14 protein-coding genes are annotated in these 12,270 nt (G+C 38.5%); 5 read left to right on the top strand and 9 right to left on the bottom strand.

What is annotated here, in order from left to right; genetic code table 11:
* Nucleotides 1-104 precede the first annotated feature (104 nt).
* Nucleotides 105-434: a hypothetical protein gene (locus ACE38W_RS17510; protein WP_375832626.1), complete on the top strand. Its 330-nt coding sequence runs from the start codon at nt 105-107 to the stop codon at nt 432-434.
* A gap of 180 nt (nt 435-614) precedes the next feature.
* Here ACE38W_RS17510 and ACE38W_RS17505 read toward each other — a convergent pair whose 3' ends face one another.
* The 4 genes from ACE38W_RS17505 to ACE38W_RS17490 form a co-directional block, all read right to left on the bottom strand.
* Entirely contained in the window at nt 615-803 is a 189-nt protein-coding gene (locus ACE38W_RS17505) for a hypothetical protein (RefSeq protein WP_375832624.1), read from the bottom strand.
* Between the two features lie 98 nt (nt 804-901).
* A complete protein-coding gene (locus tag ACE38W_RS17500) occupies nt 902-2,266 on the bottom strand; it encodes a RagB/SusD family nutrient uptake outer membrane protein (protein WP_375832622.1) in 1,365 nt (454 codons plus the stop codon).
* Nucleotides 2,267-2,284: 18 nt separating this feature from the next.
* Entirely contained in the window at nt 2,285-5,497 is a 3,213-nt protein-coding gene (locus tag ACE38W_RS17495; protein WP_375832620.1) for a SusC/RagA family TonB-linked outer membrane protein, read from the bottom strand.
* Between the two features lie 30 nt (nt 5,498-5,527).
* Nucleotides 5,528-6,799 carry a TlpA family protein disulfide reductase gene (locus ACE38W_RS17490; protein ID WP_375832618.1) on the bottom strand — a complete coding sequence of 424 codons (1,272 nt, stop codon included), beginning with the start codon at nt 6,797-6,799 and terminating at the stop codon, nt 5,528-5,530.
* 559 nt (nt 6,800-7,358) lie between these two features.
* Here ACE38W_RS17490 and ACE38W_RS17485 point away from each other — a divergent pair.
* Together ACE38W_RS17485 and ACE38W_RS17480 are read left to right on the top strand one after the other, a co-directional pair.
* Nucleotides 7,359-7,715: a hypothetical protein gene (locus ACE38W_RS17485; RefSeq protein WP_375832616.1), complete on the top strand. Its 357-nt coding sequence runs from the start codon at nt 7,359-7,361 to the stop codon at nt 7,713-7,715.
* A 64-nt stretch (nt 7,716-7,779) separates the two neighbouring features.
* On the top strand, nt 7,780-8,319 hold the full coding sequence (locus tag ACE38W_RS17480) for a hypothetical protein (RefSeq protein WP_116973976.1): 540 nt from the start codon (nt 7,780-7,782) through the stop codon (nt 8,317-8,319).
* Nucleotides 8,320-8,535: 216 nt separating this feature from the next.
* Here ACE38W_RS17480 and ACE38W_RS17475 read toward each other — a convergent pair whose 3' ends face one another.
* The 5 genes from ACE38W_RS17475 to ACE38W_RS17455 form a co-directional block, all read right to left on the bottom strand.
* Nucleotides 8,536-8,892: a hypothetical protein gene (locus ACE38W_RS17475; RefSeq protein ID WP_116973977.1), complete on the bottom strand. Its 357-nt coding sequence runs from the start codon at nt 8,890-8,892 to the stop codon at nt 8,536-8,538.
* A gap of 23 nt (nt 8,893-8,915) precedes the next feature.
* A complete protein-coding gene (locus ACE38W_RS17470) occupies nt 8,916-9,170 on the bottom strand; it encodes a SymE family type I addiction module toxin (protein ID WP_116973978.1) in 255 nt (84 codons plus the stop codon).
* Complete coding sequence (locus ACE38W_RS17465; RefSeq protein ID WP_116973979.1) at nt 9,167-9,391, bottom strand: SymE family type I addiction module toxin; 225 nt, start codon at nt 9,389-9,391, stop codon at nt 9,167-9,169. Before ACE38W_RS17465 ends, ACE38W_RS17470 begins: the two co-directional genes overlap by 4 nt.
* Entirely contained in the window at nt 9,388-10,560 is a 1,173-nt protein-coding gene (locus ACE38W_RS17460; RefSeq protein WP_375832613.1) for a HEPN domain-containing protein, read from the bottom strand. The genes ACE38W_RS17465 and ACE38W_RS17460 overlap by 4 nt, the downstream gene beginning before the upstream one ends.
* Nucleotides 10,561-10,634: 74 nt before the next feature.
* A complete protein-coding gene (locus ACE38W_RS17455) occupies nt 10,635-10,940 on the bottom strand; it encodes a hypothetical protein (RefSeq protein WP_375832611.1) in 306 nt (101 codons plus the stop codon).
* 462 nt (nt 10,941-11,402) lie between these two features.
* Here ACE38W_RS17455 and ACE38W_RS17450 point away from each other — a divergent pair, with 462 nt between their 5' ends.
* A complete protein-coding gene (locus tag ACE38W_RS17450) occupies nt 11,403-11,858 on the top strand; it encodes a hypothetical protein (RefSeq protein WP_375832609.1) in 456 nt (151 codons plus the stop codon).
* 64 nt (nt 11,859-11,922) lie between these two features.
* The gene (locus ACE38W_RS17445; RefSeq protein WP_116973983.1) at nt 11,923-12,264 is read left to right on the top strand and encodes a DUF4134 domain-containing protein; all 342 of its coding nucleotides are present in this window, start codon (nt 11,923-11,925) and stop codon (nt 12,262-12,264) included.
* Nucleotides 12,265-12,270 lie beyond the last annotated feature (6 nt).

The raw sequence follows: 12,270 nt of genomic DNA, 5'->3' as shown, positions 1-12,270 counted from the left end.
GTAACTGTAGGTAAATAATTGCGGCGCAATACAGGTATTGCCTTACACCTGTAGTACAAAAAGAAAGGCAGTAATCATTTCTTTCACTTTCAAAAATCAATGTTATGAAAAATTTCAGATTGCTTTTGGCGGGAGCTGTCTTAATCATTGCAGCCGGCGGTGCCTATGCTAAGGGAGCGTTTTCGGCTCATAATACCAGTAGTCGTGCCATGGCATGGTTTGAGTACAGCCCAACTACCTCTGGTGGTACAGCGAATCCGGCTAACTATCATGAAATTACTTCTACCGGTTGCTTAAATGGTAGTCAGTTATGTGCTATCCGGGTAGAGAAGAATGCTAGTACAGGACTTCCGGACGCTACAGCACTGAATAATATTCAGTCTGATATTGACGCAGGAACCCCAATTGCGGGAAAGGTGGTGTTTAAACCATAAAAAATGCCGTCCTGTATTTTGCAGGACGGCAAATATCTTATTTTTCAGGTTTCATTAGCTTACTAACAAATTTTTTGCTACCAAAAGTGGTTGATTTCCACCCGCCTCTTGGGCCATATTCTTCTTCTGTAATGGCCCCATATTTTTCTTCAGCTTCTTTATAGGTTAAGATTTTGGTAATTAATACCCAATGGCCAAATTAAGGCATTCTAATTGCCCGTATTTGCGGAGTTGATGAAAACGCTCATCTCCAAGGTGACGAATTATTTTAAATCCCCAGGCAATTGTTTCTCCGCACCAATTATCAGTTATAACGCTTTGATAATCAGATAATTCATTTTCATATCCAGCAGGTATTGAGTTGTTCATGAATGAATTTTTACAGTATTACAGAATTATAATCTGAATATACCAATTATTATTTGACCCATAGGCTCGTAATTCCAATCATGTAAACATTAGTGCTGTTATCGTTTATTTCTTTCCATACTTTGTGCAGTCGCAAGTACACTAGTAGGTATTTGCATCGCGTATCTTAAATCACCGGGAGGTAATGTATATATCTCATTGTCAATCCTTCTTTCCAATGTAATGTTACCACCAGCTAATGTATTTAATCTTCGTATATCCATCCATCTGATAGCCCGGAACGGAAGTTCTTTACGTCTTTCCGATAGTATAATATCTATAAGATTAGCCGTTGACGTTATAGGAGTGAAGCTTAATTTATCATATCTGTTTTTCATGAATTCGTTCAGTGTACGCAGGGCGTCAGTGTTTCTGCTTGTACGCGCTTGGCATTCTGCTAATGTCAAATAGACTTCATCTGCTGCTAATCCAACATAGAGCTGATAAGAATTGCTCCCATCATAATTCCCTGAAAAGGCTAAGCTACCATCTGTATTTATTTTATAAAAGAGTTGTTTCCGAAGATCGCCTGTTGTGTATGCTGATATCAGCAGGGAATCGACCTTGCAAATAGAAGCATCCAGGCTATACGAATAATTTGCTGCTATATGAAAGATTACTTCATTGTTGAATCGTTTGAAAGCTCCGTCAGTGGCCGAAGAAAGCTGGTTGTAATCTAAAAGTTGTATCCCGGCGTTTATGCAAGTATCCGCATAGTTAGCGGCCTTCGAATAGTCTCCAATAGTAAGATGTACCCTTGATAGCAAGGCTAATGCAGCTACTCTTGAAGGTCTTGTCTTGTAAGCAACGTTTATCGGAAGCAGTTGCGATGCGTATTCCAGGTCTTTGATAATTGTATTATAAGTATCCTTTAGTGAAGAGCGATAAGAAGGCTCATTAACATCAGCGGTTAAGCGAATAGGTATACCTGATTCCGAAGTCGCTGATTGTGGATCGTATGGCATTGCAAATTCTTGCGCTATCATGAAAAAGGCAAATGATCGATAAAACATCGCACTTCCTTTAATCTCGTTCCATTCTTTTACCTGATCAGGAGACGGATGTATTTCCGCTATCTTTTCCAATATAAGATTAGCTTTGAGGACTACTCTGTATGTAAGGGTCCAATCCATGTCGTTGCTTACATCTTCTTTCCAGATATAGTTCTCTCTGTCTGTTAGTGATGATATGCTTTTCCAATTATTTGTCTGCAGATAATAGTTATCTGCAGCAACTTCGCCAGCTATAGGCCATGAGAGATTCATGGTAGCCACATCGTCAAGTAATGCTCGTAAATCTTTCATTGTAGAAGGAACAACCATTTTTGCATCTGGCTTTGCTTCCAAAAACTTACGACAGGCATTTAAAGATGATAATATTGCAATTGGCAATAAGATCAAGGATATATATTTATAGTAATTCATAACCCAATATTTTAATGATTAAAAGGATGCTTTCAGGCCCATAGATATGCTTCGTGGAGGTATAGCGCTACCATACTCTGGATCTTGTATGTCTTTGGTAGCTTTATAGATGGTGCTGATATTATCGATGTATAAGTTGAATTGCAATTGTTTGAGGAATTTACTTTGGGTTAAGCCCAAAGAGTATTGTAAACTGATATCTTTCAGGCGGATAATATCAGCTTTGTCTACCAGGACTGAGGACTGTAAGTAAAATTCATCTCGATAAGTGTTTCCCGGATAGGGCATTGCAGGAACAAAGGTGTTTTTTTCATCTCCGGTTTTTTGCCAACGCTTAGAAAAATCGCTGTGTCCATTCCAATTTTGAAATAATGCCGTGTAGTTGATTGAATTTCGTCTGAAGTAGTGACCTAGTTTATAAGTAATGCTGCTGCTAAGGCTCCAATTTCTATAACTTAACATAGGCCGAAAAGCACCATACATAGGAGGTAGTGATCTTCCGGAATACACTAGATCATCCAATGTACTTTTACTGCGTATCGCGGAATAATCCTTACTGATCTTTCCGGACAACCAGCCAAGAGGATCTCCCTGATTGTCTAATCCTTCCCATCGATAACTCAATAGTGCATCAGTTGGTTTTCCTTCAATGGGATTTATACCAGATCCCATATAACTGATGGCCTTTGAGTACCTGTATTGGTACTTAGTTATTTTGTTATTGTTGTAGCTAAAAAGTAAATTGGTTTCAAGCCTCCATTGATTTATATCTATCATCTTAGCGGTAAGTGAAACATCAATGCCATTCCCCTTAATACTTGCACTATTGATATCAATACTTGTAACTCCGGTGGTGGGATCAAGCGGTGCGTTGCCAATCAAATCGATGCTGTTCTTTATATAGTAGTCGATGCTGCCCGATAATAGGCTGTTTTTAGTTTTAAAGTCTATGCCGATATTGGTTGTAGCAGTTTTCTCCCAACGCAAATTAGGGTTGGGTGGCGTTGTGATGGTAGCGTAAGGCTCATTAATCAGGTAGTTGGTTCCAGCAGGATTATAACTGATGATAGTCAGGGCTGAAAGTTTGTTGCTGGTATTTCCTGCATACCCATAAGTTAACCTTACCGCTAAAGTTGGTAGTACGGTGGAAGTATAGAATTTCTCTTGTGAGATATTCCATCTTAAGCCAGTAGACCATAGTGGTGTACCTTTTTGATTGCTTCTGACGCCGAACAAGTTGCTGGCATCTTTTCTGGCGCTTGCAGAAATAACATATTTGCCATCATATGTGTAAGAGGCATTTGCATAGTACGACGTAAAACGGTACATAAACCTATTGAAATCTTGCGGGTTATAAACTTGTTGGTCACCTTTCAGATTCATAAATGTAGGTAGATAACTGACATAATCTACATTAGAAGCAGTCAATAGGTTGGGGTCATAGCCATAAGACCTGCTGTTGTTTGAAACTGTTTGAGATTGTCTTATTTCCATACCGGCAATAGCTGAAATCTGACTTTTATTCCATGATCTGTTGTAATTGAGTTGCACTCTACCGGAATGGGTAGTTAAGGTTTCTGTGCTTTGATCTATAATTCCGCCTAACGGTATACCGTATACGATATTGCTACCTGTTATCTGTGTAAACAGATTTGTCAGGTTACGACTATAATATGTGTCAGAATTACTCATGTTCCACAAGGAACTTGTCTGGCGCTCATACTGGTAATTAACTTGTGCGGATAGTCCTTCTGAAATGGAATAAGAAGCCGCAGCTTTCATCCGTAGTCCATTTAAATCGGTGTAATTATCGGACTGTTGTAAGTCTTTTAGCGGGTAATAACGCCAATCTTGAAGTTTTCCATGTCCTACAGTGTCTATGAAGGCAAAACGATAATCTTTTACAATCGGTAGTGGATTTCCATTAGCATCAGCAAGTTCGGCGTATGGGTAGTACTTGGTTTTGTCTGCACCAGGTGTTACCATGTTTAAGTTATTATTATTGACCGTTTTGCTATAGGCGTATTGCAATCCTAGTGTTAATTCTAATTTCTTGGTGATTCGAAATGTGTTTTCAGAAAGAAGTGTAAGTCTACGTATGTTATTACGCACCAGATTACTTTGCTGATCGTCAAATCCAGCGCTGAAATAGTAGTTTACATTATTAGTACCACCCCGCATGCTCATTGCATACTGCTTGGGAGCAGCGGTTCTGTAGAAATATCGCTGAAAGTCTTTACGAATATCATTTCCTCGAAGCGCATCAATGCTTTTTGTTGCTTGATCATGTGTGATAAAACCGTCCGCTTCTTGCTGTAATAGCTCAACAACAGGTGAAATAGGAGGCCGTGTATAGGAGTTATTTAGTTGGCCGCTATAGTAACCTTTCTGGAAAAGTGTTTTTTCAACATCAATGAAATCGCTTGCGGAAATAGAATTATCCCTGAATAAGTCCGGCTTTTCTGTGAAGGTGACGTTTGAGGTTATATCTATGCGTTGTGATTGGTTGTACTTGCCTTTCTTTGTTGTGATTACCAATACTCCGTTTGCGGCTCTGGCACCGTATATTGAGGAAGCAGCGGCATCTTTAAGTAATGTGATGGAAGCGATATCGTTCGGATTAATTTGATTCATATCTCCCTCGACAATGAAGTTGTCAACAACGATTAGTGGTGAGTTGTTTCCGAATAAAGTGCTTCTTCCTCGAAATAGTAACTCTTGTCCTTTATTCCGATGATCAAACAGAATTGTGCTACTGCCATCAAGTTTTGATAACCAATCACCGCTTATCCTTCTGTCCAATACGCTCTGATTTATATTCTCAAAAGCTCCGGTAGCGCGTTCCGTTGGGATCAACTGGTATCCCGTTGAGTTGATTACTACCTCCTTTAATCCGGTTTGTGATGGAAGAAGGCGGATGATATTATCCGTATTGGTTAGATTATTAACCGGGATTTTTAAAGTATTATAGCCAAGAAAGGAAAACATGATGGTGTCACCTGAAGTAGCTTTGCTGATATTAAAGATGCCTTCTTTGCTTGTTCTTGTCTTATAAGGAGCAATTATGTAGTAAACAGAGGCTCCTTGAATGTTTTGGCCAGTAATATGATCAACTAATTTACCATTGATCTTAATGGGTATGTCCTGGGCGGAACCTACCTGCTGTATCAGTAAGGAAAGGAGGATAAGGTATCCGCTCTTAAATCGTGTTATTGTTCTTAGTATGTTCATGATCGTGGAGTTTTGGTTGGTGGTTGATTCTTACAAAACGGGTTGGTCTGTGATGATCAGCATATCGATAGATCGTATTTCTTCTGTTAGTGTAAAGCCGTAGTCAGCGAAGGCAGCTTTTAAAGCGTGGATGCTTCTATGAGGAATATTTATTTCGATATTTTGCACCTTACATATTCCGCTGGAATCAATGATGGGTGGGATTCCCTGTACATTGTTAAGTTGATATAGTAATGCACTAACGGTGCTACCGGCTACATGCAGATCATTGCCTGTAGTATCAGATGTCTTATTATTTGAATGATGAATTTGTAATGCAGGTATAATCTGTTTTAAAATCAGGCAGGATACTGGAATACTCTTTATCGTTGCTGATAAGTGTAGGTAGCGATTTAAATCCTGTATCATATAGGTTTGTAACTCGCTCCTGGTAGTAGTCAATGGGCAACGTAGCTCATAGCAACGTGCATACTTTCGTTCCCAATCATATTTGTATCCCTGATCCGGAGTATATAAATATCTTCCCGGATTTGCCAGGTTTAATACAACCTGATTACGGGGGAAATTTACTAGCCTGTTAAATGCCATTAAGTACAACTCTACTACAGACCAATTGGTAGCATATCTACGTATCGTTTGGTGTGAGCTGTCGATATCGATACCTGATTTGGTTACAAGCCCTTCACCGTAGCCGGTAATTGTGCTGTAATAAGTAGGTGCCTCCGGCAATAAGGGAATATCCGGTTTTAAGAACGGAAGAGAATAGTCGCGAATTTTATCTGTTTTCTGGGGAAGGTTAATTTCATTACCAGAAAGTACGCTACGTATATTCTCAGCCGTTAAATATTCCGAATATGTAAATGAGATAACTTTCCCTGTTTTGTCTATCCAAACAAGATGCGGGATTGTTGCATAGGGAAAGTACTTATGCAGCAAGCTGTCATCGGTTATGGTAGGAAGGGGAGGGTGTTGGACTACGGTTGTAGAATAGAACTTCTTTACTATATTATTTTTTTCGCTGGTAACCGAGATTATTTGAATCTGATCACCAAAGAGCTTTTGAAGACTATCCAGTTTACTGAGGCCAGCTATGCAACTACTGCAGTTCGTTGCCCAGAAATCTAGTATAACTAGTTTCCCTTTATAGTTATCAAGCGATATTTTGCCCCCTGGAATGTTTACTGTGGCGGATGTGGTGATGCTTGGTAGATAATCTCCGATCCTCAGGGCGGTTATATTGGGTAGGCCGGAATGGGCGAGGCATGGCAATAGCAGCCCTATCAGGAAAAATATTCTTTTCATGATAAAGAGTTTTAAGCGTTATGAATTGGTTTTAAGTTGTCCTGGTGTGGTCTAAATATTTGAAGTTTAATGAAATGCTTAGTAAGCCCATGTGAATAGATATTCACGGGCTGCCTTATCTTTTCTCAATCCAAAGCGAAAAAAAATAAGTATCCAGATTAGTTGGTGCGAGATTATTGGAAATGAGGCGAGGTAGGGGCACAAAAAAGCGTGGGCTAATCTACCTACCGGCCGACTGGGCTACGACACCCTGGCACCGAATAGAAGACGCCCACGCCATAGCGTGAGCGAACTACTCAGTCTCTGGATGCCATTCGTCGTAGTTTGTCGATCCTGAGAACTTAAGCAAGTCGCTTAATATCATTATATTATAATTCCGCAAGATACAATATCAAGATGTATCTGCCAATACTATCGTTACCATTTGTAAATAGTTTTCGTATATCCAATAAGATATAGTATTACAATTATCCTATTTCAATGTAAAAATACGGAAAAATAATAAAAAGTACTCGATCGAGTATCAAAATATTTTTCAGATGTCCGGACTTTTCACTACATGGAAAAAGACAAAAATTACTTCAAGTATAGATTAGGTCTAGGCTTGCGTAGATGGATTGATGAAAATGATAAAACAGCACGGGAAAGCGGAGAGGAATCTAATCTGATTACAACCTTAAGGGGTTTAGAAACTGCCACGGGTTTAAGTTGGAATATTGTACATACGATTTCAGTAGGTACGCGCAATCCTAGCTATACAACTTTGGAGCAGATCGCAGAAGCATTGGGGATACCTTTGAGTACATGGTTGGCTTATTGTGAAGCTATACCTGAAGCCGACGTAATAAATTCAATTAAGCAACAAGAAAAGAAGAAAGCAAAAAAGAAGACAACTTCTAAGACTAATAAGAAATAAACTGTAAATTAGTACTGTTAGCCAGAATTCCCTCGATTTTTTTGTAACCTTAAATAACCATGATATGAAAGCGCTATCGATCCTAGTACTAGGTTTATTTCTTGTTTCATGCGGTTCTAAGAAGTTAAGCAGAGAAAAGGCCGCTGAATTAATTCAAGCTAGATATCCATATACCATCGACTGGAATATTTATACAGCAAACCCGGAAGAGGCTGCAAAGCTTATTGATACCGACTTAGAGAAGGAGGGGTTTGTAACTGTCAAGCATAAAGTAAGTTATGAAGAATTAGGATCTCCAATTGTTACATTTACAGATAAATCCAAACCATTTCTACTGGAAACATCGGAAAAGGATAAGAAGATTCATATGCAGAGGGTGAAGTTGGCAGAACAACACTTCGATGCGATTACTGGTATGCGGTTGTTAAAAAATGACACCAAAGCAATTGTTGAATATACTTTAGTGTATAAAAATGTATCTCCGTTTGTTCCAATTTCTACTTTGAAAATAGAACCTAAACTTAATAGAAAAGCTTATTTCGCTCTCTATGATGATGGCTGGAGGATAGTAGAACAACCAGACCTGGATTTTATGATAGAATAAAAGAAAGGCTTTGTGCAAGAATGCACGTTGCCTTTTTTACACCCTAGAACGATCACTATACACCATAACTGTGGATTTGTGATTTAAACAATGGACAAAAGACCGTTGCAGTACTTAATGCTGCATATTTGAAGTAGTCTAAAAAAATAATTAAAATGAAGGCTTGAGTAAGACTAAACGTTGCCTTATTCTTTATGTATGTCCTAACCCCTATTCTTAAAGTATTTGATCCTGTAATGGCCGTAGGTGGACAGGGATATCAATGTCTTCATCACTGACGACCAAACATTTATAATAGCCTTCAATGTCTCTTTGGTTAGCGTGATAAATTTTACCAGTTTTCAACTCATTGAAGTAAGATTGTTCAAAATTTCGATGGGCCTTCACCAATAACTTACTTCCATTCAGGAAAGAGATTATATAGATGTTAGGCTTTGGACCAATCTTCTCTTCAGCTATTTTCTGAGCATACACATAAGTGCCTTCAAAAATAAATGGTGGATACCTGTCTTGCCGCGCTTTGAGAAAGTGAGTACACTTTTCAATAATTTGCATCTTTGAGTAGGTAAGCATCTGTTAAGTCTTATTTAGGTTAATCAATGGTTTGATACCTTATTGAGGTGTCTTAAATATATCCTGGCCTGCCGCTTAGTATTGGGTATGGGATTGGCTGGTAGAAGCGTCAGTTTTCCAGGTGTTATACGAATACGTAGTTTGTCATCTGGACTAATCCCGGCGGCTTTCAGCCATTTTCCTGATAGTATAATCTGAGGTATATTCATTCCCGAACCATTGCCACTGATAGTCCGCCAAGTGACATGGATAATTGAATCGAAGTGCGATGTTTTCATTTGATATCGTTTTGATTAACGGAGATACCTTTTCCTTGGGTGTCCAATTTGGTTATACGTAAATAATTACGAGATACTATAATAGAAATATTGTCACCAGCGTGAAAGCCCGCCTTTGCTAACCATTGCCCAGAGAGGTTAAGCCAGGGAACTTCGACTGGTTCTATTAATCGCGGAACTATTTTTGTGTGGAGTTTTGCGTTTCTGATATTTGATTTCATAATTGAGTATTTTGGTTGACCAGGTAAGTAGAAGATGATAATTCCCCAATTTGGCTGATTGATTCCTGGAAGGTTCTGGTAGTCATTTCTATGAATTCAGTTACTTTCCTGAACATTAGCGCTAACTGATCATCGGAGATAACGAGTGGGTTTTCCTTTATGTATCTTGACCCTGAATATGCCCTGTTTAGCAAACTAAAAGATTCGTCTACTGTGAAGTCCTCAGTATGAAAGATGTTGACCATATCTTCTGTAAGGAACAGCGATAGCCGCAGGTGAGTGATGAGATTATGTTTACTTACTGTAATTCCAATAATTGATAATGATAACGCCCTTATGGTATGCTCTACTGCTTGATGTAGACAGAATGCTGAAAGTTCATTGTGTTTTGCTGCCTCAAAATTTCGGGCCCCTTGTATGAACCCCGGTACTACTGAACTAATACGTTCAAATTTCTTTATTGCATTTTGTTTTACATTATCAATAGAATAGATAGTAGGTAATGGAAGAGTTGTGTTGTTTGCATCATACTTTATAGCATCTTGAAAGATTACCCGGTTAAAGAAAATATTACCTTCTTTCCATAAGCTGTATGCTTCTTTAGCGGATCTGACCAGAACATGCAATGGCCAATCTGCAGGTAACAAGTCGTCTATTATTTTGTAAATCTGCTCATGAGTTATCCCAAAAGTTTGGTGAGTTAGTACCAGAATAGAAGCTCTGTAATCTATACGAGAATGGTATTTTATAAGTATGATTTTATCTATTTCGGGTATTTGACTTCCGATATATTTTAATATATCAAGAATGTAATTTTCATCCGTGTAGTCTTCCTGTGATCTGTATGGTTTGAATACCGGTAGCGTCTTTTGAATATAGCTGATCTTGCCTGTTCTTCTATGTTCATTGATTAGATAGGTGGCCTCAATTAACCGTTCTAACAATTCATAGAAGTGTGCCATATCATCTCGCTCCTTGGCAGATAAACCATTGAAGTAACTCCCGGTAATAGTTGACCTGAGCATTTCCCAAAGACAATACCTACTGCCGTATAAATGATCATGATCAAAGAAATCTTCTAAAACAGACAATGGATTTTCAATTTCATTTGAATTGAGTTTAAAAGGCTGGTTTAACCAATCAGGCCATTTTTCGGTTCTGTCAAACATAAATTTTGGTTTTAACTTAAAGTGATTACAGCTATTTTGGGAATAAGCCGATATTTAATGGTTGCTTATTTAAATTATTCGGAAAATAGGTTTCCGCTGAAAGGCTTTGTAGATGAAGCCTTTTCCACTTCCTTATGTAACATCTTCAATGTTACATTTAAGTACTTGCTAAATACAAGTAGTTGTAATTTTTCCTCCTCAGAAATTTCTTCTCTTTCCTGGGAGTATGCTGTCATATTGTTTATCATTCCTTCCACAGTTTCCGGTGGGAAAATAATAAACAAAGAATTAAACATTTCCCAGGATTTTCGTTGCCGTTTATCCTCTGGTTGCTTAAGGAATAATTCAAGTAGTAAAAACAATTTTTTAATCTTCTCCATATAGTCTGCGTTTTTTTGAGGGCATAGGTATGCCCCAACGGCTTTAAGCCGAATTTATTCGGGTTAATATTAGATTGGAGAAGAGATAAGGTAGATGGCCAAAATGATATTGGCAGTTTCAATATGATCCTAAAAATAGGAAAATCATCAATACTACCAAATCAATTAACCTGTTTATTTCTGAATGAGGTAAACCGCATTTCTGTATGAGCCTATATGGTTGAATCTTCGGAAGTAGAAAAAATATTGCGGTGAAACGAATTATTTCCAAAAATATATAATCTGATAAACACATAGTTACCCTCCCTACTACTAGTGTTGCTAGGTTTTTTCGCTTTCAATCAACCCCATATTTGCAATTGTAAAGTTGAAAGTACCAGATGCAGTTGATAGTGTGAAAGGATGGTGTACTTCTCGCATAGGCTGTGTGGTGGTTTGAATGGTGTAAATAATAGTCGGCCTATGTTGAGTTCAATTTCATGGGCGTGCTACCTGCTGGTAGCCGCCCTTCTTTTAGCAGTTTATTATCTGTATGTAATTGCGCGCTATTACAGAAGAGAAGTGAGAAATTTTATCAATGGCAAGAGTCCTGCAAAGCCACTGGAAAATGAAAGTACTTCTCCTGGTCAACTATCGTTATTTGATACTCCTGAAATTCCAATAGTGAAAGAACGTGCTATTGATCCATTTTCTCTGGCTATCGATCTTTCATCAAGAATTAAGATGGTAGTAGAGGTAGCAAAAGAAGAAAAGTATAGTAAAGCGGGGCTGGTCGCAATTTTAAGAAAGCTTATCGCAGAATACCCTGAGCTTAATGTTCCTGCCTTCCAGGTTGCAATTAACAATGTGATTCTCTCAGAATGTAAAAGACTTGGATCTGATAGTCTTTCTGAAAATGAAGTAAAAATGCTGTGGTAGTGTAATCTGCCCTTTTGGGTGATGCTATGTAAAGCGTCTGTGTGTGATTTTAAAATGTGTGTTTATGAAAGTGAGGTGGTTGAATTTAAAACAACACAGGAATGTTGTGTTGCTTGTTGGTACTACGCTATTGTTGGAATTGATTTATCTATCTGCCGATGCCCAAGATGGTAAAGCAGGCATCAAAGAAGCCAGTGATAAAGTGCGTAGCTATTTTGCAACTGGCGTTGATTTGATGTACGGGGTTGGTGCCGTTGTTGGACTAATCGGAGCTGTGAAGGTATATCAAAAATGGTCGTCGGGAGATCCGGACACCAGCCGCGTGGCCAGTGCATGGTTTGGAAGCTGTATTTTTCTTGTTGTAGTTGCCACTGTATTACGCAGCTTTTTTGGTATCACTACGTAAAGCATG

It is taken from the genome of Chitinophaga sp. Hz27, assembly GCF_042263525.1.
Taxonomy (GTDB): Bacteria; Bacteroidota; Bacteroidia; order Chitinophagales; family Chitinophagaceae; genus Chitinophaga.
This window is presented reverse-complemented; position numbering and strand designations above follow the sequence as displayed.